Raw genomic sequence first — 23,866 nt, 5'->3', positions numbered from 1 at the left:
ATCCATCCAAGGGGTATCAGCATGTTCAAACTCTCCAATGTTTCCAACGTAGCGCTCGGCCTGGCACTGGTCGGTGGCCTGGGCCTGTCCACCGCCGCTTCGGCGCTGAGCATGACTGCACTGTCCCAGGGCTACACCCTGGCCGCGGCGGACGGGGTCAAGACCTCGGCCGAAGGCAAGTGCGGCGAAGACAAGTTCGCCAAGACCGACACTAACCATGACGGCAAGGTGTCCCGCGAGGAGTTCATCGCCGCGGCCCCCGAGCGGGCGGCCGAGTTCGACAAGATCGACGCCAACCACGATGGCGCCATCAGCCTGAGCGAAGCCAAGCAGTACCTGGCGGCCAAGGCCGGTTCGGCCGAAGGCAAATGTGGCGAAGGCAAGTGCGGTGCGGCGATCGAGTCCTGATCGGCGGTGGCGGGGGGCACTCAGGTGCTCCCCGGTTTTTTCGGGGCAACCAGGAGACGGACCCATGCCTCCCTCAATACGACCCTGCAACATCCCATCATCCGCCCAAGCCCCACAGCAGCCCGTTTCGGCAGCCGTGGGGCTTGGCTTGCGTCGTGCCTTGCTCGACTCATTGAATACGGCGCCTGCGGGCGCTTTTGATTTTCTGGAGCTGGCGCCGGAAAACTGGATCGGCATCGGCGGTGCCCATGGCGCCGCGTTGCGCGCCCTGGCCGAGCGTTACCCGTTGAGCTGCCACGGGCTGTCGTTGTCCCTGGGTGGTCCGGCGCCGCTGGACCTGGGATTCCTGCGGGAAGTCCGGCAGTTCCTCGACCGCTTTAATGTGCCGCTGTACAGCGAACACCTGAGCTACTGCGGCGACGACGGGCACCTCTACGACCTGTTGCCGCTGCCGTTCACCGAAGAGGCGGTGCGCCATGTCGCGGCGCGCATCCGTCAGGCCCAGGATGTGCTGGGCCGGCGTCTGGCGGTGGAAAACGTCTCGTACTACGCGGCGCCACGCCAGGACATGGACGAGCTGGCCTTCACCAACGCGGTGCTGGCCGAAGCCGATTGCGACCTGTTGCTGGACGTCAACAACCTCTATGTCAACTCGGTGAACCACGGGTTCGAGCCCCAGGCCTTTCTCGCCGGCCTACCGCCAGAGCGGGTGGTGGCGATGCATGTGGCCGGGCACTACGACCAGTCCGACAGCCTGAAGATCGACACCCACGGCGCGCCGGTCAAGCCGGTGGTCTGGGCCTTGCTGGCGCGTGCCTATGAGTTGTTTGGCGTGCAGCCGACCCTGCTGGAACGGGACTTCAACTTCCCGCCATTCGCCGAGCTGCTGGGCGAGCTGGACAGCATCCGTCAGTTGCAGGCCGATGCCTGCCAGGCACAGGGGAGGCTGGCCCATGGATAAGCCGCTGATCGCCCTCGACACCCAGCAACAGGCCCTGACCGCTTACCTGCGCGATCCCGAGCACCGGGCGCCGCCCGCCGGGATGGACCGCGCGCGGGTGGAGATTTACCGCGAGCTGGTGTTCGACAACCTACTGTCGTTGCTTGGCAATACCTTCCCGGTGTTGCGCTCGATACTGGGCGAGGCGGACTGGCGCCGGCTGCTGCGGGTGTTCCTGCGCGAGCACCGTTGCGCCACGCCGAAGTTCGGCGAGATCGCCGGCGAGTTCGTGGCCTGGATGGCCTCCGCGCCCGCCGCTTTGCAGGACGCCGGCTGGCCGGTCTTTATGCTGGAGCTGAGCCATTACGAGTGGATCGAAATGGCCCTGCAACAGGCCGAGGCCGAGCCGCTGCCGGCCAGCGACCCGGAGCGGCTGCTGACCCAGCCCTTGCGCCTGTCGCCCCTGGCCTGGCCGCTGGCCTACGCCTGGCCGGTGCAGCGCCTGGGGCCGGCCTGGCGTCCCACCGAGCCTGGGGCAGCACCGACCTTGCTGCTGATCCGCCGCGATGCCGACTACCGGGTGCACTTCTCCGAACTCAGCCCCCTGGCCTGGCGCCTGCTGCAACGTATCGAGGCCTTTCCACTGCTATTGGGTCGCGACCAGTTGCAAGGCCTGGCCCTGGAAGCCGGTATCGACGACCTCGAGACCTTTCTCGCCAATGGCCAGAGCCTGCTGCAACAGATGCACAACCAAGGCGTTATTGGCTCTGTGTAGCCGCTGGCGCAGCCTGCGATCGGCGGCGTAGCCGTCGTAAAACCTGCGATTGCGGTCTTCCTGATACACCGCGTTGCTTGGGGTGCGTCTGCTGCGCAGCCGATCGCAGGCTGCGCCAGCGGCTACAGGTTGCGCGGCGTCGACATGTTGTTCTGTCACCCTTGCTGCCAATGGCCTGGACCGGTTGTAACAAATGCAGGGTGCTACCGGCTCTGTGTAGCCGCTGGCGAAGCCTGCGATCGGCGGCGCAGCCGTCGTAAAACCTGCGATTGCGGTCTTCCTGATACACCGCGTTGCTTGGGTTGGCGGCCGCTACGCAGCCGATCGCAGGCTGCGCCAGCGGCTACAGGGATATGTGCCTGTTATCAAAATTTCCTTCCGTAGAAACACCAAAGCCGCAGCTCAGGCTGCGGCTTTTTTTGCCCCGAGATATCAGCGCCTGTGGCGCAGGCGCCCGATCAACGCATCCAGGCTGAGCTTGCCCGGGCCCTGGAACAGCAGCGGCAGCAGCGCCGCCAGGTAGATCACCGGCAGCTTGAAGTTGCCGTGGCCCTTGTTGCTGATGGCGTAACCCTGGGCCAGTTCGCTGAGGGTCGACCACTCGGCCGGCCAGTGCACGGCGGCGGTGGCGACCACCGTGACCATCATCAGTACCAGCGCGGCGCAGCGGGTGCCCAGGCCCAGCAGCAGCGCCAGGGCGCACAGCAGTTCGGCCCACATCGACAGCTGCCAGTTCAGGCTCGCCGGCAACTGGTCGAAGGGAAAGGGGAAGGCGGACTGGATCTGCTGGAACCAGTTTTCACCCTGCCATTTTTCCAGGCCCGATTCGAAGAACTCCCAGGCCAGCAACAGGCGCAGGCTGAGGAGCGCGACCCAGGGGGAGACGCGGTTGAGGTGGCGTTGCAGCTCGTTGAGGGCGGATGAAAGCGTGAGGATCATGGGGTGGGTCTCCTGTGCAAAGTGGAAAAGCGACGCCGCCTGCGGCGTCGATCGCAGCCTGTGGCAGCGGCTACAGGGCGGTTGAGTTCAGCGCGGGCTCAGGGTCTGGCGTTGCCGGCGTTTGTTGGCCTGGGCCAGCTTGCCCAGCAGGTTGATCGTCATGGCCGAGCAGGTGATGGCGAAGGGCAGCAGGTACCAGGCGCTCAGCGGAATACGTTTGAAGTTGGAGTAGGCGAATATCGTCGCGATCACCCACATGCCGGTGGTGTGCAGGCGTTTCCAGGCGGTACGGCTGAGCAGCGACGCCGGGCCTTTGAACGAGGTCAGGGTCAGCAGCAGGATAAACAGGTAACCCACGGAGCCGGGCAGGTTGCCCAGGGTGCTGCGGCCGGGCCAGAACTCTGGGTTCAGTTGCCCGTAGCTGTAGATCAGCAGGGCGTGCACCAGATGCGAGAAGGCGAACGCCAGGCCGATGAAACGGCGCTCGCGCACCAGTGCCTGGCCCAGCGGCGAGGGCAGCAGCACGGCGAATGCCGAAGCAGTGAAGGCCAGCAGAAACAGCACGAAGGACGAACGCGCGGTGGCGCGGATCGCGCTACGGGTGGCCTCGACCAGGTCTGGATTGAGCAGCAGGATCAGCGCGGTCATCAGCAGCACGACGGCGGCCAGCAGGCTGAACAGCCGCCAGCCGTGGAAACGCAAGGGGAGGGATTGAGTGGGCATGAGAGGCTCCTTGAGGTTGGGCGCCGCTGTCGCGGCGCGTCCCAGGAGTCTTGCAAGGCCGTGTATATCGGCTGTGTCGGCAAAGGGCGGTTATGTATGCCTGTGTAGCAAAGCGTTCAGAGACTGGCCTGGTTGCCGCTGACCAGGATCAGTTCGGCGCACAGGCCGCCTCCTTCGCGATTGCTCAGGCGCAGCGAGCCGCCCAGGGCCACCGCCAGTTGCTGGGCGATGGCCAGGCCCAGACCGGTGCCGCCGGTGTCGCGGTTGCGCGAGCTTTCCACCCGATAGAACGGCTTGAGCACTTCGGCCAGCTGTTCTTCGCTGATCCCCGGGCCACGGTCCAGGACCTTGACCGACAGGCGATCGCCGGCCTGTGCCTGGACCTCGATCTGCGCCGCGCCGGAGAACTTCAGCGCGTTGTCCACCAGGTTCACCAGGACCCGGCGCAGGGCATGGGGGCGGGTGTCGATCAGCGCGCCGTTCTTGCCCGCCAGCTCAACGTCCTGGCCGGTGTCCTGGTAGTCGAACACCAGGCTGTCGAGGAAGGCGTCCAGGTCGATGCGGCAACTGGCCTCGGTGGCGCCATGGATGCTGCGGGCATAGGCCACGCCCTCGCGCACCAGGTGCTCCATTTCACTCAGGTCGTTCCACAGCTTGTCCTTCTCGGCGGACTCGTCCATGAACTCGGCGCGCAGCTTCATGCGGGTGATCGGCGTCTGCAGGTCGTGGGAGATTGCCGCCAAGAGTTGCATGCGCTCCTTGAGGTAGGCGCCGATCCGCGCCTGCAGGGCGTTGAAGGCCTTGGCCGCGTGCACCACTTCGAGCGGGCCTTTTTCGTCCAGGTGCACGCCGTGGGTGTTGGGGTCGAGGCTGTCCACCGCCTGGGCCAGTCGGGTCAGCGGGCGCACGGCGATGCGCACCGCCAGCCAGGCGCAGAGGATCAACACCAGCAGCTGCCCCAGCAGCACCGCCGGCAGCCAGGGCGACATCGGCATCAGCGCCGGGCGCACGTCGATGGTCAGTGGGCTGCCGTCGGCCAGTCGCAGGTGGGCCTGGTAGTGTTGGCGCGGGCCGGGAATGTTGTTGAATGCCAGGTCGTAGTCGCGGCCGAGGGCGTTCTTGATCGAGTTCACCGAGACCGGCACATCGTCGCCGTCCAGGGGCTGGCCGGGTTCGCCGGCGCTGAGCAGGTAGCCATAGTTGCGCCGTTGCAGGCGTTGCAGCCAGGCGGGGCGCTCGGCGGCGGGCAGGCGGTCGAGGATGGCGATGGAGGTCGAGACGTCGCTCTCCAGGTTGCCGAGCATGGTCATCTTCGCGCTCTGGTAGCGCTCGTAGGACTGCGCGGCGAACGACAGGCCCTGGGCCAGCGCCAGGCCGATCAGGAAGATCAGCGACAGCCGCGAGGCGAGGGTACGCGGCCAGTGCAGCGCCAGCTTCATGACGCGGCCTCGAGGATCTCCACCGGCAGCGAGAACACATAGCCCTCGCTGCGCACGGTCTTGATGTAGGCCGGTTCCCGGGCGTCGTCCAGCAGGCGCTGGCGCAGGCGGCTGACCAGCAGGTCGATGGAGCGGTCGAACAGGTCGGCGTCGCGGCCCTGGGTCAGGTTGAGCAACTGGTCGCGGTTGAGCACCCGTTGCGGGTGGTCGAGGAACACCCGCAGCAAGCGGTATTCGGCGCCGCTCAGGGCCACCATAGTGCCGTCCTGGTCCAGCAGGTGGCGCGCGGTGGTGTCCAGGCGCCAGCGGCCGAAGCCCAGCAGGCGGCCGCTTTCGGTGACCACCAGGTTCGGCGGCAGCATGCGCGTGCGGCGCAGCACGGCATTGATCCGCGCCAGCAGCTCGCGGGCGGCGAAGGGCTTGACCAGGTAATCGTCGGCGCCCATCTCCAGGCCGATGATGCGGTCGGTCTCGTCGTTGCGCGCGGTGAGCATCAGCACCGGCGTGGCCTTGTGCTTGCCGGCGCGCAGCTCGCGGCACAGCAGCAGGCCATCGTCGCCGGGCAGCATGATGTCGAGCACGATCAGGTCCACCGGGGTGGTTTCCAGGAAGCTGCGCATCTGCCGCCCGTCAGCCACTACCGTGGTGCGCAGGCCGTTCTTTTTCAGGTAGTTGCCTACCAGCTCTCTGATCTCGCGGTCGTCATCGACTATCAATACGTGATCGACATGATCCATGGGGCTGCCTCTGTATAGGGTCGTGCTGCCTAGTTTATAGGGGCCGAACGGCCTTGCCTGCGGGCCTTTGTATTGCAGTGTATCTGGCGCCTCGTTGAACACACGGCGATGCAAAACAAGGTTTTTCCGGCGCCTTTGTATCGCTCTGTATCCCCCGGCGGCGTGGATACGCAGGGAGACCGCAAGGGCGGTTTGCCGACACAAGCGCGATACCTCCCGCGCATTCAATGGGCTCCATCGAGGCACAGCCACTCGCCTCGCCACCAAAACCCATTGTCGCCCGAGGAAAGCACCATGAAACGCACCGCCCTCTACGCCGCCTGCCTGTTCGCCGCCCTGAATATCTGCACCCTGTCGGCCCGCGCCGAAAGCACCGTGCAGGCCCAGACCTACAGCTACGGCACCCAGCTGGATATCCAGAAAGTCCTGTCGATGAGCGAAGACGCCGAGCCGAGCTGCGGCGTGGTCAATGCGCGCATGACCTACCTCGATTCCCAGGGTCGCACCCAGGCCCTGGATTACCGCAAGTTCGCCAACAACTGTAACGACGGCAACTGAGTGCACTCCCTTGTCATGTAGTCCCTGTTGAACATGAGGATCAGCCCATGAATACCCTGAAAACCTGCCTGCTTTCCCTGACCTTGGCCCTGGCCGGCGTGGCCGTGGATGCCAGCGCCGCCGACTCATCCTGCTCGACCTGCTTCCAGCTCAGCCCGCTTTCAAGTGTCAGCTCCTTTAAACCTGACAGCTTGAAAGCCAGCACCTTGCAGCAGCACAGCTGGCTGGCCGAAGGCGGCTACGAGCGCACCCCGCAAGGGATGCGCGCCGACAACCAGGCCTGAACCGGGCCTGCCACCCCTGAATCCGCCCGCCGCCGATGGCGGGCGGACATTGACCTATCACAGGTGATGCCATGTTGCTCATAGCGTTTCTCGGCGGGGTGCTGACCATCCTCAGCCCCTGCATTCTTCCGGTGGTGCCGTTCCTGTTCGCCCGGGCCGACCGCTCGCGCGGCTCGGTGCTGCTGACCCTCGGCGGCATGGCGCTGACCTTTGCCCTGGTATCGAGCCTGGCGGTGATCAGCAGCGACTGGATCGTCCGCGCCAACGGCATCGGGCGCCAGCTGGCGCTGATCGTGCTGGGGCTGTTCGCCTTGTCGTTGATCTTTACCCGCTTCGGCAACTGGCTGGCCCGGCCCTGGGTCAGCCTGGGCAATCGCCTGGATGGCCTGCGCCTCGATCGGGCGCGCAAGCTCTCCGGGCCCTTGGCGGCGCTGTTGCTCGGGGTGGCCACCGGTCTGCTCTGGGCGCCCTGTGCCGGGCCGATTCTCGGGGTGATTCTGACCGGCGCCATGCTGCAAGGGGCCAGCACCCAGACCAGCTTGTTGCTGCTGGCCTACGGCCTGGGCAGTGCCTTGTCCCTGGGGCTGCTGATTTTCGCTGGAAGAGGGCTGGTCAACCGGCTCAAACCATCCCTGCCGGCCACCGCCTGGTTGCGCCGCACCGCCGGTTACCTGGTATTGCTGGCGGTCGTGGCGATCGGCAGCGGGGTGGACGACCGTCTGTTGGCCAGCACTTCATCTCAAGGTGGCGCGGCCCTCGAGCAGAGCCTGCTGAAGGCCGTGCCCAAGGCCCTGGACTACCTGATCGACAAGGCCGGCGCCGCGCCCGTCGAGACGCTGCCGAGCAAAGGCCCGATGCCTTCGCTGAATGGCGCGGTGCAATGGCTGAACTCGCCGCCGCTGGACGCCGAAGCCCTGCGCGGCAAGGTAGTGCTGGTGAATTTCTGGACCTACGACTGCATCAACTGCCAGCACAGCCTGCCCTATGTGAATGCCTGGGCGAAAAAGTACGCCAAGGACGGGCTGGTGGTGATCGGCGTGCACACCCCGGAGTACGCCTTCGAAAAGGTCATCGACAACGTCAAGGCCCAGGTGCGCAAGCTGGATATCGGCTACCCGGTGGCCATCGACAACGACTACGCGATCTGGCGCGCCTTCGACAATCAGTACTGGCCGGCCCACTACTTTATCGACGCCCGCGGCCAGGTGCGCTACAGCCACTTTGGCGAGGGCAGCTACGAGGCGCAGGAGCAGGTGATCCAGCAGTTGTTGCGGGAGGCCAAGGCGTCGTGAGGGGACGGGTTGCCGGTCGAGGATTTGCGGGGCGGTGGGTCAGTGACACCGCGTCGCCCCCAATCGCCGGCAAGCCTGGCTCCTACGGGTTTTGCGGCGCATGCCGGATTCGCGGCAAACCCCGAACCTGTAGGAACGCAGCTTGCTCGCGAGGCGTCGGGTCAGACACCCCGCGTTCTTCAGTTACACCGCGTCGCGCCCAATCGCCGGCAAGCCTGGCTCCTACGGGTTTTGCGGCGCATGCCGTATTCGCGGCAAACCCCGAACCTGTAGGAGCGAAGCTTGCTCGCGAGGCGTCGGGTCAGACACCCGCGTTCTTCAGTTACACCGCGTCGCCTCTATCGCCGGCAAGCCTGGCTCCTACAGGTTTTGCGGCGCATGCCGGATTCGCGGCAAACACCGGACCTGTAGGAGCGCAGCTTGCTCGCGAGGCGTCGGGTCAGACACCCCGCGTTTTTCAGTTACACCGCGTCGCGCCCAATCGCCGGCAAGCCTGGCTCCTACAGGTTTGCGGCGTATGCCGGATTCGCGGCGAACACCGGACCTGTAGGAGCGCAGCTTGCGCGCGAGGCGGTGTGTCAGGCTCACCGCGTTCTCCAGATCACCCCTGTAACCACCACCGCAGCAGGAAAAAGAACGCCATGCTCAGCAGCATGCTGACCAGGGTGTTGCGGGTGTAGATCACCAGGACGATGGCCACCAGCGAGCTGATCAGGTACGGGTTGTCGTAGGCCAGGTTCAGCTGGTGTTCGGGCATGAACACGATCGGTCCGCAGATCGCGGTGAGCATGCCCGGTACGGCGAACCCGAGGAACTGCCGGGCGTTGCTGCTCAGGCGCACCGGCAGGCGCGGTTCGAGAAACACATAGCGGTTGAGAAACACCAGCAACCCCATGCCGAAAATCACTGCCCAGACCATCATGTGCGCTCCCGGTAGAACTTGTTGCAGAGAAAACCCGCGGTCATGCCCATCAGGCCCGAGAGCACCAGGGCCGAGCCCCATTGCCAGTAGCTCAGCAGCACCGAGCAGAACAGCGACACCGCCACGCAGACCACAGTCGGTACGTTGCGCACCAGCGGGGTGATCAGGGCGATAAAGGTGGCGGCGATGGAGAAGTCCAGGCCCAGGTGTTCGAGCCCGGGAATGGCGCGCCCGAGGACGATGCCGGCCAGGGTGAACAGGTTCCAGGCGATATAGAAGGTCAGGCCCACGCCGAGGGCGTACCAGCGGTCGAACTGCTGCTTGTCGTGCTGGCTGGTCAGGGCGAACAGCTCGTCGGTGAGCAGGAAGCCCAGGCCGACCCGCCAGCGTCCCGGCAGCGGGGAAATCACCGAGCGCAGGCTCATGCCGTACAACAGGTGCTGGGAGGTCAGCAGCAGGGTGGTGAGCAGGATCGAGAAGATCCCCGCGCCGCCCTTGAGCATGCCGATCGCCACCAGCTGCGCGGCGCCGGCGAAGACGATGCTCGACAAGCCCTGGCCTTGCAGGGGCGTGAGATTGGCCTCGATGGCCATGGAACCCGCCAGCAGGCCCCAGGGCGCGGTGGCCAGGGACAGCGGCATGATGGCAACGGCGCCGCGCAGGAACGCGGTACGGGGAAGAAGAACGCTGGACATGACAGCCTGCAACCAAGGAACGGAAACCGACTGTGCCAGCCCGCGATGGGAATGGCTTGAACGATCTTGCGCACTTGCTGCCAACGGCGGTGCTTTTGTAGGAGCCAGGCTTGCCGGCGATGGGGGCGACGCGGTGTGCCTGATACGACGCCTCGCGAGCAAGCTTCGCTCCTACAGAAGCCGGGGGACCGCGAGTCCTGTGCCCGGTTCGTCATCTGTCGCAATGGCGACAACCCGATCTGTCTGCTACAACGCTTCGTTAGCATTGGCCAGCTTCTCCCGTGGGGAAGGTGGCCTGTCATCTTCCTGCAACAGCCCCGTGCCAAGAAAGGTGTCTGGCCGATTCCGGTCAGATCACTACCGGGCTGTCCACCAACCGCCCATCCCAAGGAGAGGGTCAATGAGAAAACTTTTCGCAACCGCGGCGCTGGCCGCGCTGATGATCTGCACCGTCGGTGTCAGCCAGGCACGGGAGACGCGGCAGCAGCGCGACTCGGTCGCCGGGGTGTTCGACTACTACCTGCTGTCGCTGTCCTGGTCGCCGACCTTTTGCCTGACCCATCCGGAAAACGAGCAGTGCTCGGGCAAGGGCTACGGTTTTGTCCTGCATGGCCTGTGGCCGCAATACGCCAAGGGCGGCTGGCCGGAATCCTGCCCGCCCTTGACCCAGCTGACTGCCGAAGAGCGGGCCAAGGGCCTGACCCTGTTCCCGACGGCCAAGCTGATGGAGCACGAGTGGAGCAAGCACGGCACCTGCAGCGGGCTGGGCGCCATGGGTTACCTGGAGAGCTCCGACCAGGCCCTGGGCAAGGTGAAGATTCCTGAGGTGCTGGAACCTTCGACCACCGTGCATTACTTCGAGGCCCGGGAGATCGAGCAGTTGTTTCGCCAGGCCAACCCGGGCATTCCGGACAAGGGCGTAGCGGTGTTGTGCAGCGGCCCGGAACTCTCCGAAGTGCGGGTCTGCCTGGACAAGAACCTGGGCTTCGGCGCCTGTGGCAAAGGGGTGCGTACCCAGTGCCGCAGCGGCGACATTCGCGTACCGCCGATTCGCTGATCGGCGAGCGGCCAGGGGGAGCGGCAGGGGCAGGTGCAAGCATCTATGGTTGGAAGACCGCCGTCTTCCTCCGAGGAGCCCACGATGCTACATATCCGTACCCCCCTGATCCTGCATCCCGGCTTGTCCACGGCCAGCCGGCGCATCTGGCTCAAGCTGGAAAACCTGCAGCCCGGCGGTTCGTTCAAGATCCGTGGCCTGGGCCTGCTCTGTTCCCAGGCCGCGCAGCAGGGCAAGCGTTGCCTGGTCTGTCCGTCCGGCGGCAATGCCGGGCTGGCCACGGCGGTGGCGGCGGCCAGCCTCGGCCTGCAAGCCTGCATCGTGGTGCCGCAGACCACCCCACAAACCACCCGTGAACGCATTGCCCGGACCGGCGCCCAGGTGCTGGTGCACGGCCAGGTCTGGGACGAGGCCAACGAGCGGGCGCTGGAGCTCTGCACCGACGCCGACTGCGAATACGCCCCGGCCTTCGACCACCCGGTGTTGTGGCAAGGGCACAGCAGCATGGTCGATGAAATCCTCGAAGACTGTCCGCAGGTCGATGCGATTGTCGTGTCGGTGGGCGGTGGCGGCTTGTTGGCCGGCATCCTCACCGGCTTGTTGCGCCACCATCGTCACGACTGCCTGATCGTTGCCTGCGAAACCGAGGGCAGCGCCTCCTTCGCCGCGGGGCTGGCGGCCGGCTACCCGGTCAAGCTGGCGAAGATCGAGACTGTCGCCAGCTCCCTGGGGGCGGCCCGGGTAGCGGCCTGGCCGTTGCAGCAGATCCAGCGGTTCACCTACCAGTCGCTGGTGTTGTCGGATGCCGAGGCGATCCTCGGCGTGGTGCGTTATGCCGACGATCTGCGGCAATTGGTGGAGCCGGCCTGCGGCGTCTCGCTGGCGGTGGCCTACCTCGATCACCCGGCCATCGCCGCAGCGCGGGACGTGGTGATAGTGGTGTGCGGCGGCGTCAGTATCAGCGCCCGCCAGGTGGCGGACTGGGGCGCTTCGCTGCCGGGTTGAAAGCGCCTGGTGTATGCTGGCCGACCTGTCGTGTCTGTGGTTTTACGGAGGGTTCGGATGGACGCCACCACATTGTTTCTGTACGTCGTCACCGTCAGCGCGGTGATGATGACCCCGGGGCCGTCGATGCTGCTGGCTCTCAATAACGGTGCTACCCATGGTATGCGCATCGCCGGTTGCGGCATGGTTGGCGCGATGCTGTCCGACCTGCTGCTGATCGGTGCGGTGGGTTGCGGCCTGGGTGCGTTGCTGCAAGCCTCCGAGCAGTTGTTCTCCCTGGTCAAGTGGGGCGGTGTTGCGTACCTGCTGTACCTGGCGTGGGTGCTGTGGAAGGCGCCGACCCAGGCGCTGGCCGCGCAGACGGGCGGCAGTGCCAGCAGTGGGCGCGGGGCGTTTGTGCGGTCGTTGCTGGTGGGGCTGTCGAACCCCAAGGGCCTGCTGTTTTTCTCGGCCTTCCTGCCGCAGTTCGTCCGCCCCGACCAGCCGGTGGCGCAGCAGTACCTGATCCTGGCGCTGGTCAGCACGGCGATCAATTGCGTGATGATGGCGACCTACGCCTTTGGCGGGCGCTATGCCATGCGCACCTTCTCCGCGCGGGTGATGCTGTGGATCAACCGCAGCTGCGCCGGCATGCTCGCGGTCCTGGCGGTGGGGCTGAGCCTGTATCGGCGCAGCGATATCCGTTGAAGCTGCATTGACCTGACAGACCGGCGTCCTGCTTCCTGCTTCTGTAGGAGCGGCCGGTCGACGCTCGATTGCTGGCGATAGGCACACTGCGGAATGCCTGACACACCGCTTCGCGAGCAAGCTTCGCTCCTACAAAAGATGTCTTCGCGCAGCTTGTGCGCGAAGCAGCATATCTGACACACCGCGTCGTTCCTATCGCCGGCAAGCCTGGCTCCTACAGGTTCTGGGGCGCTGCGAGTGGTGCGGCGTACCTGCTTCTGTAGGAGCGAAGCTTGCTCGCGAGGCGGTGTGTCAGGCACACCGCCAGAAGCCATTTAGAACCTCAAGGTCGCGCCGCTGGTCAGCCAGCGGTCGCGGCCTTCGTTCAACTGGCCGCCCAGCACCAGGTCGAGGTCCAGGTTCGCTCCCAGATGCAGCCGTGGCCCGGCTTGCCAGGCCTGTTCGCCGCCGCGCTGGCCGTAACGTTCGGCGACCAGGGTCAGGCGTTCGCCCAGGTCGTATTCGAAGCCGCTGCCCCAGGTCCAGTGATGGTTCTGCTGGCCGTCGTCATAGGCGTGGGCCCAGCCGGCGTTGAAGTTCAGGCGCAGGCTTTGCAGGGGCTGGTAGGTCAGGGGCAGGCTGATGTCGCCACCGTCGAACGCATGGCCGCGGTTGAGGGCGAAATGCGCGGACGTCGCCAACGCCAGTTGCAGGCCCAGGTCTTCGCGGTTCCACAGTTGCGCCTTGAACTGCGGGCTCAGCTGGGTTTCGCCGTGGCCGTCCTCGCGGCTGCGCTCGATGGCGGCGCCCACCTGCAACCAGGGCAGGCCGGCGAAGGTGCAGGCCGGGGAGAACACCGCGCCATGGTTGGAACCCTGGTGGCGCAGGCTCTGGTACCAGATATCCAGGTTGCATTCCCCCGGGGCGTTGATCGCGCCGTCGTCCACCACATAGGCGCCGCCCGCGGCGTTGGCTTTGGCGACCAGGGTCAACAGGCCGATCAGGCTCAGGGTGAGGGTGACGAACATCAGGTTGCGCCGCAGCATGCGCCGTTTCGCCGGGGGCAGGTCGCGGGTGAGGCTGGCGAAGCGGTTGTGGCGCGAAGGGTTGTACTTGGACATGACGGTTCTCGCTAAGGCATGGGAAGCGGTCGCGCTGCGCGGGCCGCTCCGTGGTCGAGTGGGGAAAAGGGTCATTGCCAGTCGTTCACTGACAGGGTCTGGATACCGGCGGCCCTGGCCAGGGCCACCAGCTCTTCGGTGTCGTCGCCGCCGGGCAGGGCGATGACCAGGTCGGGCCGGCTGTCGCGCAACATGAAGGCGTTGCGCAGGCGTTCGGCGAGCTTGCCGTGCAACTGCCAGTTGGCCGGGTAACGCACGATGTCGGCGCCGATTTCCCGGCCCCAGTCTTCTATTTCCGCGCCGAGGAACTGGCTGCCGCCGTGGATCAGCACCTGCACTTCATGCAGGCGCTGAAAGGCGTCGAGCACCCGCCGGCACAGCTGGACGTCGGCGTAATGGCGCCCCGCGCAGATCAGGACGCGCATCGTGCGCGCTCCTGCGCCGTCGGGTTGATGCTCAACGGGTTGTCCAGCAGCACGTCGCCCAGTTCGGCGTTATCCAGGTCGCGCTCGCCGGCCCGCTCCAGCGCCGGATAGGCCAGGGCCGCGATGTGGTGGTGCACGCGTCGGTAGTCGCGCAGCACCCGCTGGAAAATGTCGCCGGACTCGGCCCAGGCCGTGCGGTCTTCGCGCAGGCTGCGAAAGTGCTCGCGGCTGGCGTCGGCTTCCAGCCGCCTGACCAGTTCCTTGCGGTTCACCAGTTGGTGGGCGTTGGCCAGGTCTTCGCGCAGGAACACCGTGATCGCCAGGCTCAGGCTGTCCACCACGGCCTGGTGCAGAGGCTCTATGCAGTCCAGCTCGAACACCGAGAACTGCTCGCCACGCCGCAGCCGGCGCGCCGCCAGCTGGGTCAGGCTGCTGGAGAGGATGTCGCCGGCGTGTTCCAGGTTGATCACGAACAGCAGGATCTCCTGGGCGCGGTCGGCGTCCTGGTCGCTGATGCCGTCCTGGCCGATATCCGCCAGGTAGGCGCGGATCGCCGCGCTGAGCAGGTCCAGCGACTGGTCGATGCGCCGCACCTCGTCGGCGCCGGCCGGGGTCGAGGCCTGGAACAGGCGCAGCACCCGGTCGAGCATCAGCGACAGCATGTCGGCCAGGCGCAGGGCCTCGCGGGCGGCGTTGGACAGGCCGATATTGGCCACCGCCAGGCCGGCTTCGTCCAGGTAGTGGGGCATGCCCGGGTCGACGTCGCGCGGCGGCTCCGGCAGCAGGCGGCTGAGCAGGGTTGCCATGGGCCCGGTCAGGCCGATGAACAGCAGGGCCAGCACCAGGTTGAACAGGCTGTGCAGGTAGACCACCTGCAGGCTGGCATCGAGGGCGGCGACCGGCGCACTCTGGGCGATCCAGGGCAGGCACGGCAGCAGCGCGACGGCACCGCACAGGCGCACCAGCAGATTGCCCAGGGGCAGGCGCCGGGCCACGCTGGAGTCGGCGTTGAGCAGCGACGGCAGGGCGCCGCCGATATTGATCCCCAGCACCAGGGCCATGGCGGTCACCGAGGACAGCAGCCCGGTGGCGGCCAGGGACGCCACCAGCAGCACCACGGCGACGCTGGAATGGCACAGCCAGGTCAGCAGCGCCGCCGCCAGCAGGGCGATCAGCAGGTCGCCGTCGAGGCCACGCATCAGCGCGGCGAATACCGGCGTGCCTTCCACTTCGCCCAGGGTGCTGCCGAGCATGCGCAGGGCCAGCAGCATCAGCCCCAGGCCGATCAGCGCGCAGCCGAGGCTTTCAAAGCGCGAGTCGTCGCGCAGGCGGAACACGATAAAGCCCGCCAGCAGCACCAGCGGCGTGAGGATCGAGATATCGACGCTGAGCAGTTGCACCACCAGGGTCGAGCCGATATTGGCCCCGAGCATCACCGCCAGGGCGGGGGCCAGGCCCAGGGTGCCGGTGGCGGTAAAGGAGCTGGCCATCAGGCTCACCGCGGTGCTGCTTTGCAGGACCCCGGTGATGGCGATGCCGGACAGCAGGGCCATCCAGCGGTTGTTCAGGTGCTGCCCCAGCCACTGGCGCAACTGGGTGCCGAAGCCGCGCAGCAGCGCCGAGGAAATCATCTGGGTGCCCCACAGCAGCAGGGCGATGGAGCCAGCGAGGTTGATCAGCAGAGTAGTTCCCGACATGAGGACTCTCCCTTGTGTGTTTCATGGCTTGGCGGATCGCAGCAGGCGGATGCAGCGGCGATGAATGGCGCTGGCAAGGCCCAGCAATAGGCGAATGGCAGCGCGGCTCAACAGGCTTCTGGCATACAGGCGGATGCCGACCAGGGTGATCAGGGCGGCGATGCCTTCCAGGGTGCTCACCAGCAGGGCGCGCAAGGTGCGCTCGCCGCGGGCCAGCAGCTCGGTGACAGGTTTCATGGTGGATGCTCCACTTGGCTGGGCCCGGCGGCGTGGTGCCGTCGGGCCTGGCGCCGCGTTGCGGCTTTCGCGAGCAAGCTCGCTCCTACAAGGACAGTTGCAACCTGTAGGAGCAGCCGGTCGACGCTCGATTGCTCGCGATGGCCGCGCCGCTAACCGCCGGACTTCAGAACCATTGCTTGAAGCGACGGATGTAGAGGGTCTTCATGGTCTGGGCGACGACGCAGTAGCACAGCAGGGTGCCGACCAGCCAAGGGAAGTATTCCCACGGCAGCGGTACCAGGCCGACCATTTCACCCAGTGGCGAGAACGGCACGTAGATACCCAGGGCCATCACCAGGCCGGTCATCAGCATCACCGGCAGCGCCGCGGTGCTCTGGATGAACGGGATCTTCTGGGTGCGCAGCATGTGCACCACCAGGGTTTGCGAGAGCAGGCCTTCGATGAACCAGCCGGACTGGAACAGGGCGGCCATTTCCACGCTGTTGGCGGCGAACACGAACCACATCAGGGCGTAGGTGGTGATGTCGAAGATCGACGAGGTCGGCCCGATCCACAGCATGAAGCGCCCGATGTTCTTGGCGTCCCACTTGCGCGGCTTGCGCAGGAACTCCTTGTCCATCTTGTCCCACGGCAGCGACAGCTGGGAGATGTCGTACATCAGGTTCTGCAGCAGCAGGTGGATCGCCAGCATCGGCAGGAACGGAATGAACGCACTGGCCACCAGCACCGAGAACACGTTGCCGAAGTTGGAACTGGCGGTCATGTTCAGGTACTTCATGATGTTGCCGAAGGTCTCGCGGCCCTTGATCACGCCTTCTTCCAGGACCATCAGGCTCTTTTCCAGGAGGATGATGTCCGCCGATTCCTTGGCGATGTCGGTGCCGCTGTCCACCGAGATACCGACGTCGGCGTCGCGCAGCGCCGGGGCGTCGTTGATCCCGTCGCCGAGGAAGCCCACGGTGTGGCCGTTGGCTTGCAGGGCCTTGAGCACCCGGGATTTCTGCAGCGGGGTGAGCTTGGCGAACACCGTGCGTTCTTCCACCAGGCGCGCGAGCACCGCGTCGTCCATGTGCTCGATATCGCGCCCGAGCAGCGGCTGGCCGACTTCCAGGCCGACCTCGCGGCAGATCTTCGCGGTGACGATCGGGTTGTCGCCGGTCAGCACCTTCACCGTCACGCCGTTCTCGCGCAGGGCGGCGATGGCCGGGCCGGCGGTTTCCTTGGGCGGATCGAGGAAGGTCAGGAAGCCTTCGATGATCAGCTCGCGCTCGTCGCTGGCGCTGTACTGCTGGCGGGTTTGCCCCGGCGCCAGGTCACGGGTGCCGACCAGCAGCACGCGGAAGCCGTCGCGGTTGTATTCCTCGGCCAGCTCCAGCAGCGCCGCCCGGCGCCCGGCGTCGAGGGCCACAGTGACGCCGTCCTGGCGCACCCGGGTGGCGGTGTCGAGCATTTCCTCGACGGCGCCCTTGCACACCAGCAGGTGATGGCCGCTGTCGTCGGAGAGGATCACCGAGAGGCGCCGGCGGACGAAATCGAACGGCAGTTCATCGACCTTGCTCCAGGCATCGGGCGCGCTGAACTTCGGGTTGTTCTCGGCGTAGCTCACCACCGCGCGGTCCATCAGGTTCTTCATGCCGCTCTGGTGGTAGCTGTTCAGCCAGGCCAGTTGCAGCACCTGGTCGCAGCGGCTGCCGCTGATATCGACGTGGTGCTCGAGGATGATCCGGTCCTGGGTCAGGGTGCCGGTCTTGTCGGTGCACAGCACGTCCATGGCGCCGAAGTTCTGGATCGCATTGAGGCGCTTGACCACCACCTTGCGCTTGGCCATGGCCGCGGCGCCTTTGGCCAGGTTGGCGCTGACGATCATCGGCAGCATTTCCGGGGTCAGGCCGACGGCCACCGCCAGGGCGAACATGAAGGCTTCGGCCCAGTCACCCTTGGTGAAGCCGTTGATCAGCAGCACCACCGGCACCATCACCAGCATGAAGCGGATCAGCAGCCAGCTGACGCTGTTCACCCCGCGGTCGAAGGCGGTCTGGGTCCGCGAGCCGACGATGGAGCGCGCCAGGGAACCGAAGTAGGTGCGCGACCCGGTGGCCACCACCACCGCGGTGGCGGTGCCGCTGACCACGTTGGTGCCCATGAAGCAGATGTTCGGCAGGTCGAGCAGGTCCTGCTGGTCGGCCGCGGTGCGGTGGGCGGATTTCTCCTGCACCGCGCCCAGGGTGTCGTACTTCTCCACCGGCAGCGCCTCGCCGGTCAGCACCGCCTGGCTGATGAACAGGTCGCGGGATTCGATCAGGCGGATATCGGCGGGGATCATGTCGCCGGCCGACAGCTGCACGATGTCGCCGACCACCAGGTCGCGCATCGGCACTTCGCGCAGCGCGGCCTTCATGCCCATCTGCTCGCGGCGCAGCACGGTGGCGGTGGTCCGCACCATGGCCTTGAGCGCCTCGGCGGCCTTGGCCGAACGGTATTCCTGCCAGAAACGCATCAGGCCGCTGACCAGGACCATGACCAGGACGATGATCACCCCGGTCAGGTCGGTTTCCTCGCCGGACTGCAGGGGCAGCCAGAAATCGGTGAAGAAGCTGATGCCGGTCAGGGTCATCAGCACATAGATGAACGGGTTGTTGAAGGCTTGCAGCAATTGCACCAGCGCATGGGGCGGCCGGTCGTGGGCCACCTCGTTGAAGCCGTCGCGCTGCAGGCGGCCTTCGGCGTCGAGCTCGGTCAGGCCGTTGGCGTTCGACTTGACGTTGTCCAGGGTCACGCCAAGGCTGTTCTGCGCTTCGCGGGCGGCACGCATCGACAGCCGGGTGTCGTCGCGGGTGGGGTTTTGCGAGGAGGAGGTGCGGGTTTTTACCGTAGTCATTACGTGTGCTCCTGCCGCAGGCTTGCGGCACGACACACAGACCACTCACCTATTCATAGACGAGCGAACGTATGTCGAGCCGCAAGTAAGCGATCGATTCAGGTAGTTGCGTTTTATTGGTTTTAACGTTCGCCGCCTATTCAATGAGCATGAATAGACGACGAACCTACTACTGGCTTCGTCCATAACAATTACCACCAACTTTTGGTTTTAAGCAGGCAATAGGAAGTTGCCGAATTCCTTATTCAGGAAAACGTTCCGGAAGGACTTGGAAGTGCCTTCGATTGAACTAGAAGTGCGAGTCCCGAGACAGACTCAGCAGCAGGCCGGCCTGCATCAGGAAGCCGGCCAGGCTCCGACTCTGAGGGTCCTGGCTGTCGTCGAAACTCCAGCGTTGCTGGAGCCGGCAGGTGACCGGGCAGACGCGCCAGTTGGCCCGCGGCCGGGTTTGCGAGGAGGGGGTGGAATACAGGGTGCCGACCCGGGAAACGCCAGCGCGCTCAGCGCAGGGCTTGACCCGCATGGTCGATGCGAAGGCGCGTACGCCGGGCATTACAGTGGATTTGAAGTTCATAACAGTTGCCTCGCGACCGGACTGGCTCCGGTGAAGGCAAGTTACGAAGGAGCGTCAAGCTCTAGCGCAGCTCACCCGACCGAAAAGTCGAGTCCCGTCATTTTCTGGGTTAAGTGCCCAGCCCTGCGCAAGCGCATCGACCAGACAGCGTCTAGATACTGTGTCCATTGGCTTCTTTAGTGAGTTGAAAAAAGGCCGGTTTGGCCGGCCCGCGCAATTTACTCAGGCCGACCTGTCAAGTCAAGATTAAATTGCCACGAATCATATATTCGTTCAGCTTTAAGTAAGGTCTGTATCTGAACTCAGATAAATGAAGGGGCAAGTTATATAGGGCAGACCTGAGTAACTGTCATTGAAACAATATTATGAAGCCGTGCGCGCGATAGTTATTGTGCTGTGACAGTTTGAACGCCTGGAGAAACAGGCCGAGGCGCATTGCGCGCCTCGGCGACTGTTCAGTCGAGGATCAGGTGCGGCAGGAAGCGGCTGGAGTCCTTGGTGATCAGGCTGTCGTCTTCGCGCACGCCGATGCCGGCGGCCTGGTCGCCGATGACCCAGGAGCCGATCAGGGTGTAGCTGTCGCCAAAGCGCGGCAGCGGGGCGAAGGACTGCAGGATGTAGGGCGCGTCGGTGTAGGGGCCGTCTTCCTTGACCACCTCGTCCTGCGGGGTGCGCAACTCGATGTTGGCGCCTTCGCGGGAAAAGAACGGCTTGCGCACCCAGCCCTTGGGCACATCGCGCTGCGGGTGCAGGTCCAGGTGGGTCTCCAGCAGGTTCGGGTGGCCCGGGTGGGCCTCCCAGAGCAGCGGCAGGATGCCCTTGTTGGAGAGAATGGATTTCCACGCCGGTTCGAAGAACTGCGTGTCGCTGGCGGCGATTGCCGCGCCGAAGGGCTCGTGGAAGATGAACTCCCAGGCGTGCAGCTTGAACAGGTGCGGGATCCAGCGGTCCTGCAGGTCGACGAAGCGGCCTTCGGCGGTGAGGCCGATGTCTTCCACGTCGATATGCCGCGACTCGATGCCGGCCTTTTCCGCGATCAGGCGCAGGTAGTCGGTGGTGGCGCGGTCTTCCACCGAATCCTTCATCGAGGCGAAATAGAACGGCCGCTCGATCCCCAACTGGGCAAAGGCCTGGTGCAGCCGGGTGTCGATGCTGTTGAACTGGTCGGCATGCCGTGGCAGCAGGCCGCGCTCGATGTTCTGCTCCAGCCAGCCCCATTGGAACGCCGCGGTTTCATAGAGGCTGGTGGGGGTGTCGTAGTTGAGCTCCAGCAGCTTGGCCGGGCCCTGGCCGTTATAGGAAAAATCCAGGCGGCCGTAGAGGTGCGGGTGACCCTCGAGCCATGAAGTGCGGATCATGTCGTAGAAGGCCGGCGGAATGCTCAGGCGATCCAGCAGGGCCTCGCTGCGCACCACCCGGTCCACCAGGTCCATGCACATCTCGTGGATCTCGGTGGTCGGGTCTTCCAGGTCGTCCTCGATCTGCTTGAGGCTGAACTGGTAGTAGGCGCTTTCGTCCCAGTAGGCTTCGCCGTCGATGGTGTGGAACAGGAAGCCGAGTTTTTCCGCGGTCTGTCGCCAGTCCGGGCGTTCGTTGCAGAGGATCTTCTTCATGGCGCGCTTCCTTAGCTGCTCGAGCGCCCCGAACTCCAGCTCGAGGAGCTGGAGCCGCCCCAGCCGCTGCGGGCGCTGGCCTGGCTGCCGAAGCCGCCACGGGAGGTGGAGGAGGACACGGACATTGGCCGGGTGGTGGTCCGGAAGCCGCTGCCCGACTGCGCCTGGCGCGACTTGGAGAAGGTCGAGCCGCTGGCGATGCGCTGGTTGAGCGTCGAGTTGGCGTAGCTGCCGCGGTCGTCGCGGTAGCGGTAGACCGGCTCGGAGTAATAGTTGCGGTTGCCGCCGCTGAGCAGGTTGCCGATCAGCAGGCCGGTGAGCAGGCCGCTGTCATTGCTGCTGAACGACGAGCTGCGGCCGGCCTCGGGGCTGACCCCGGCTGCCGCCAACTGCTCGCGGGTGAAGGCGCCCTGGGCGTTGATTTCAAAGCCGCCCAGCTTCGGCACGAACTTGCCGCTGGAATCCATCTGGCACCAGTTTTCGACGAAGTCGGCATCGCAATCGGCCTGGTTGTCGTAGACCGGCGCCTGGGCGCGGTGCTCCGCCATGGCCTTGATATAGGCATCGGAGCAGACGTCCACGGCGATCTTGCCGTCCACGCATTCCTGCACCGACTGGAAGTTGAATTTCTGCTGGACCGCGAGGGTCTCCGGCTCCGAGTTGCAGCCCGAGATCGCCAGCGCCACCGAGGCGGCCAGGGAGAGCTGAACGTATTGGCTTCGTTTCATCGAGGGCTCCGTGCGGTCGATCAGTTCTGCGAAGGGGTCATGCAGGCGGCGTTGAGCAGGCCGACGCTGATGGCCACGGCGGCGACGTAGATGCCGGCGGCGATTTCGCCGTTGCGGATGCGCTGCGACGTGCCCTTGAGCACCAGGCTGGTCATCAGGAACGCCAGCAGTTGCACCACGGCGGCGATCAGCGCCCAGACGGCGAAGTCCAGCAGGCTGATGGAGTAGGCGATGACGTTGCTCGCCGGGATGGCGAAACCGATGATGGCGCCGCCCAGGGCGATGGCGGCGGAGACGTTGCCCTCGCGGATCAGCTGGAACTCCTTGTGCGGCGTCAGGCGGGTGTAGACGAACTGGAACAGGGCGAACAGCACGGCCGCGCCGAGGATGTAGGTCAGGAAACCGACCACGGCGAATTTGTTCAGGGAAATGGAAAGGGCTTCAAGCATGGGTTCTGGTCCTTGTCAGAGGGTTTGCAGGTCGGTCATGTAAAGGGAAATGCCCAGGGAGGTCACCAGGCTGACGCTGCCGTCGGCGTATTGCTCCACGGAAAACAGCAGGAACTCACGGCGATTGGTCAGGCCGGTGTCACGGGCATACAGCATCGAATGGCTTTCGAAGGCGAAGGTCTCGTCCGGCTTGGACACCTGCTCGCGCAGCGGCACCAGCTCGGTCTGCCCGGCTTCGGTGCCCCATTCGCGCTGGTACTCGACGCCGTCGAGGCTGTAGGTGGGCTGGCCGATCAGGCTGTTCGGGCCGGCCAGGCGCTGCAGCTCGGCTTCGCTGTTGACGGCCTGGTTGCTCAGGTAGTTGAACAGGATGATCGATTTGACCTGGCCGTCGATGCCGCCGCTGGTGTGCACCTGCAGCCAGTAGTCCTCGTCGTCCAGGTAGTAGCGCGACAGCCATTCGGACTGGCCCAGGTCCACCAGGCCTTCGCTGTAGACCGCCTGGTCGCCGGGAATCGCCACGCGGCTGTTGTCGGCGAGCAGCAGCTTGAGGCTGGCATCGAAGCGGATGCCCGCGCCCATGCTCAGGCCCAGTGGGCCGGTGGCGAAACTCGAGCTTGTGGTGGCCGGGGCCTGGAGCCCCAGAAAGCGTTTAAACCATCCCATTGTCGATGTCCTTGAGGCGGGTGGAAGCGATGTAGAAGAGTTCGCCGCCCTGGATCCGCGTATCGCTGTGCGGGTTGATCTGCGGGTGTTGCGCGCCGCGGGCGCGGTAGCCGATCAGGGTGGCGTTGTAGCGTTCCTTGAGGTGTACGTAGAGTTCGGCGAAACGGCCCTCGTAAGTCTCGGGCAGGCGCATGACGTATTGGGTGGCGCCCTGGCCGACGCACAGCAGTTCGTTGATCACCACCGAGGAGCCCGGGTCCTGGGACGAGCGCACCAGCATCTCGATGGCCATGCTCGAGGTGCATTCCAGCTTCGGTGCGTAGGAGGCGGCCAGGGTGGCGATTTCACTGTCGTTGAAGTGGGCGACCACATGGCCGGCAGGGCGCAGCTGGTTGATCGCCAGCACGCTGGCCAGGGTCAGGTCGTCGGAACTGGTGCGCACCAGCACCCGTTCGGCGCCGGGCACCCCGGCGCGCAGCAGCAGGGCGGCGGACGACAGGCTTTCGCCCCTGACGAAGGCGGCCTTGCCCTGCATCGGGTTCTCGTCGAGGGTCGCGTCGCAGATGACGATCAGGTTGTCGTTGGAGGTTTCGTCCTGCAGCAGCAATTCGATCACCCGCTCACTGGACGCGCCTTCCCAGCCGACCAGCACGGTATGCCCGGTCTTGCCGGTGAAGTCGCCTTTGCCTTTCATGCCTTTTCTCCATAGATCCATAACGCTGCTGGTGGTTTTGCCGATGGCCGCGGTCAGCAGCGCGATGCCGCCGAGCATCACCCATAGGGCGACGAAGACCCGGCCGGCGGCGGATTGCGGCGACAGGTCGCCATAACCCACGGTCAGGGTGGTGGTGAAATAGAAATAGATGAAGGTCGCGGGCGCGGTGAGGTGCTGCTCGCCCAGGGCCGCCAGGCCGAGGTAGGAGGTCGCGGCATGTACGCCGAGCGCGATGGCCAGGCCCATCCAGCCGAAGCGCTGGAAGAAGGTGGCCGCGTATACCCGAAGCAAGATGAAAATCGACATCGAATCCCTGATTT

General features: G+C 65.3%; 26 protein-coding genes. 9 read left to right on the top strand and 17 right to left on the bottom strand.

What is annotated here, in order from left to right:
- Positions 1–21 precede the first annotated feature (21 nt).
- From ACTJKT_RS12325 to ACTJKT_RS12315, 3 genes are all read left to right on the top strand, one after another.
- The gene (locus ACTJKT_RS12325; protein ID WP_063430239.1) at positions 22–408 is read left to right on the top strand and encodes an HvfA family oxazolone/thioamide-modified RiPP metallophore; all 387 of its coding nucleotides are present in this window, start codon (positions 22–24) and stop codon (positions 406–408) included.
- Positions 409–472: 64 nt separating this feature from the next.
- Complete coding sequence (locus ACTJKT_RS12320; protein ID WP_440787266.1) at positions 473–1,369, top strand: HvfB family MNIO-type RiPP peptide maturase; 897 nt, start codon at positions 473–475, stop codon at positions 1,367–1,369.
- A complete protein-coding gene (locus ACTJKT_RS12315) occupies positions 1,362–2,123 on the top strand; it encodes an HvfC family RiPP maturation protein (protein ID WP_440787265.1) in 762 nt (253 codons plus the stop codon). The genes ACTJKT_RS12320 and ACTJKT_RS12315 overlap by 8 nt, the downstream gene beginning before the upstream one ends.
- A gap of 432 nt (positions 2,124–2,555) precedes the next feature.
- Here the strand turns inward: ACTJKT_RS12315 and ACTJKT_RS12310 are convergent, their stop codons facing one another.
- From ACTJKT_RS12310 to ACTJKT_RS12295, 4 genes are all read right to left on the bottom strand, one after another.
- Entirely contained in the window at positions 2,556–3,062 is a 507-nt protein-coding gene (locus ACTJKT_RS12310) for an HvfX family Cu-binding RiPP maturation protein (protein ID WP_440787264.1), read from the bottom strand.
- Between the two features lie 87 nt (positions 3,063–3,149).
- On the bottom strand, positions 3,150–3,785 hold the full coding sequence (locus ACTJKT_RS12305; RefSeq protein WP_440787263.1) for a hypothetical protein: 636 nt from the start codon (positions 3,783–3,785) through the stop codon (positions 3,150–3,152).
- 116 nt (positions 3,786–3,901) lie between these two features.
- Positions 3,902–5,224: an ATP-binding protein gene (locus ACTJKT_RS12300; protein ID WP_440787262.1), complete on the bottom strand. Its 1,323-nt coding sequence runs from the start codon at positions 5,222–5,224 to the stop codon at positions 3,902–3,904.
- Positions 5,221–5,961: a response regulator gene (locus tag ACTJKT_RS12295; RefSeq protein ID WP_009048666.1), complete on the bottom strand. Its 741-nt coding sequence runs from the start codon at positions 5,959–5,961 to the stop codon at positions 5,221–5,223. Before ACTJKT_RS12295 ends, ACTJKT_RS12300 begins: the two co-directional genes overlap by 4 nt.
- 294 nt (positions 5,962–6,255) lie before the next feature.
- On the opposite strand from ACTJKT_RS12295, the gene ACTJKT_RS12290 reads away from it, so the two are divergent.
- The 3 genes from ACTJKT_RS12290 to ACTJKT_RS12280 all read left to right on the top strand — a co-directional run bounded on the left by ACTJKT_RS12290 (position 6,256) and on the right by ACTJKT_RS12280 (position 8,095).
- Positions 6,256–6,519, top strand: a complete 264-nt coding sequence (locus tag ACTJKT_RS12290; RefSeq protein WP_097303201.1) for a DUF2790 domain-containing protein — start codon at positions 6,256–6,258, stop codon at positions 6,517–6,519.
- A gap of 47 nt (positions 6,520–6,566) precedes the next feature.
- Positions 6,567–6,803 carry a hypothetical protein gene (locus ACTJKT_RS12285; RefSeq protein WP_440787261.1) on the top strand — a complete coding sequence of 79 codons (237 nt, stop codon included), beginning with the start codon at positions 6,567–6,569 and terminating at the stop codon, positions 6,801–6,803.
- Between the two features lie 71 nt (positions 6,804–6,874).
- On the top strand, positions 6,875–8,095 hold the full coding sequence (locus ACTJKT_RS12280) for a cytochrome c biogenesis protein DipZ (RefSeq protein WP_440787260.1): 1,221 nt from the start codon (positions 6,875–6,877) through the stop codon (positions 8,093–8,095).
- 601 nt (positions 8,096–8,696) lie between these two features.
- On the opposite strand, the gene ACTJKT_RS12275 is transcribed toward ACTJKT_RS12280, so the two are convergent.
- Positions 8,697–9,014: an AzlD domain-containing protein gene (locus ACTJKT_RS12275; RefSeq protein WP_097305341.1), complete on the bottom strand. Its 318-nt coding sequence runs from the start codon at positions 9,012–9,014 to the stop codon at positions 8,697–8,699.
- A complete protein-coding gene (locus ACTJKT_RS12270; RefSeq protein WP_097303204.1) occupies positions 9,014–9,712 on the bottom strand; it encodes an AzlC family ABC transporter permease in 699 nt (232 codons plus the stop codon). The genes ACTJKT_RS12275 and ACTJKT_RS12270 overlap by 1 nt, the downstream gene beginning before the upstream one ends.
- A gap of 400 nt (positions 9,713–10,112) precedes the next feature.
- On the opposite strand from ACTJKT_RS12270, the gene ACTJKT_RS12265 reads away from it, so the two are divergent.
- From ACTJKT_RS12265 to ACTJKT_RS12255, 3 genes are all read left to right on the top strand, one after another.
- Positions 10,113–10,769 (top strand): ribonuclease T2 family protein, encoded by a 657-nt coding sequence (locus tag ACTJKT_RS12265; RefSeq protein WP_440787259.1) that lies wholly within the window; start codon positions 10,113–10,115, stop codon positions 10,767–10,769.
- A gap of 84 nt (positions 10,770–10,853) precedes the next feature.
- A complete protein-coding gene (locus ACTJKT_RS12260; RefSeq protein WP_440787258.1) occupies positions 10,854–11,774 on the top strand; it encodes a pyridoxal-phosphate dependent enzyme in 921 nt (306 codons plus the stop codon).
- A gap of 57 nt (positions 11,775–11,831) precedes the next feature.
- A complete protein-coding gene (locus ACTJKT_RS12255) occupies positions 11,832–12,461 on the top strand; it encodes a LysE family translocator (RefSeq protein ID WP_440787257.1) in 630 nt (209 codons plus the stop codon).
- Positions 12,462–12,775: 314 nt separating this feature from the next.
- On the opposite strand, the gene ACTJKT_RS12250 is transcribed toward ACTJKT_RS12255, so the two are convergent.
- The 11 genes from ACTJKT_RS12250 to ACTJKT_RS12200 form a co-directional block, all read right to left on the bottom strand.
- Positions 12,776–13,561 (bottom strand): hypothetical protein, encoded by a 786-nt coding sequence (locus ACTJKT_RS12250; RefSeq protein WP_440787256.1) that lies wholly within the window; start codon positions 13,559–13,561, stop codon positions 12,776–12,778.
- Positions 13,562–13,632: 71 nt separating this feature from the next.
- Positions 13,633–13,986 carry a DUF2493 domain-containing protein gene (locus ACTJKT_RS12245; RefSeq protein ID WP_440787255.1) on the bottom strand — a complete coding sequence of 118 codons (354 nt, stop codon included), beginning with the start codon at positions 13,984–13,986 and terminating at the stop codon, positions 13,633–13,635.
- Complete coding sequence (locus ACTJKT_RS12240; protein WP_097303209.1) at positions 13,974–15,683, bottom strand: Na/Pi cotransporter family protein; 1,710 nt, start codon at positions 15,681–15,683, stop codon at positions 13,974–13,976. Before ACTJKT_RS12240 ends, ACTJKT_RS12245 begins: the two co-directional genes overlap by 13 nt.
- 21 nt (positions 15,684–15,704) lie before the next feature.
- Positions 15,705–15,920 (bottom strand): hypothetical protein, encoded by a 216-nt coding sequence (locus ACTJKT_RS12235; protein ID WP_440787254.1) that lies wholly within the window; start codon positions 15,918–15,920, stop codon positions 15,705–15,707.
- 166 nt (positions 15,921–16,086) lie between these two features.
- On the bottom strand, positions 16,087–18,801 hold the full coding sequence (mgtA, locus tag ACTJKT_RS12230; RefSeq protein ID WP_440787253.1) for a magnesium-translocating P-type ATPase: 2,715 nt from the start codon (positions 18,799–18,801) through the stop codon (positions 16,087–16,089).
- Positions 18,802–19,090: 289 nt separating this feature from the next.
- Positions 19,091–19,375 (bottom strand): hypothetical protein, encoded by a 285-nt coding sequence (locus tag ACTJKT_RS12225; RefSeq protein ID WP_440787252.1) that lies wholly within the window; start codon positions 19,373–19,375, stop codon positions 19,091–19,093.
- 455 nt (positions 19,376–19,830) lie between these two features.
- Positions 19,831–20,988: a glutathionylspermidine synthase family protein gene (locus tag ACTJKT_RS12220; RefSeq protein ID WP_063430270.1), complete on the bottom strand. Its 1,158-nt coding sequence runs from the start codon at positions 20,986–20,988 to the stop codon at positions 19,831–19,833.
- 11 nt (positions 20,989–20,999) lie between these two features.
- On the bottom strand, positions 21,000–21,716 hold the full coding sequence (locus ACTJKT_RS12215; RefSeq protein ID WP_025809226.1) for a DUF1190 domain-containing protein: 717 nt from the start codon (positions 21,714–21,716) through the stop codon (positions 21,000–21,002).
- 20 nt (positions 21,717–21,736) lie between these two features.
- A complete protein-coding gene (locus ACTJKT_RS12210; protein WP_009043573.1) occupies positions 21,737–22,165 on the bottom strand; it encodes a DUF350 domain-containing protein in 429 nt (142 codons plus the stop codon).
- 15 nt (positions 22,166–22,180) lie between these two features.
- Positions 22,181–22,831 carry a DUF2491 family protein gene (locus ACTJKT_RS12205; RefSeq protein WP_440787251.1) on the bottom strand — a complete coding sequence of 217 codons (651 nt, stop codon included), beginning with the start codon at positions 22,829–22,831 and terminating at the stop codon, positions 22,181–22,183.
- Entirely contained in the window at positions 22,818–23,852 is a 1,035-nt protein-coding gene (locus ACTJKT_RS12200; RefSeq protein WP_440787250.1) for a potassium channel family protein, read from the bottom strand. Before ACTJKT_RS12200 ends, ACTJKT_RS12205 begins: the two co-directional genes overlap by 14 nt.
- Positions 23,853–23,866: the final 14 nt, after the last annotated feature.

Origin of the sequence: Pseudomonas sp. 22526 (assembly GCF_052044735.1) — a bacterium.
GTDB classification, from domain to species: domain Bacteria; phylum Pseudomonadota; class Gammaproteobacteria; order Pseudomonadales; family Pseudomonadaceae; genus Aquipseudomonas; species Aquipseudomonas piscium.
Note: the sequence above shows the minus strand (reverse complement) of the source record. Positions and strands in the feature narration are given on the sequence as shown.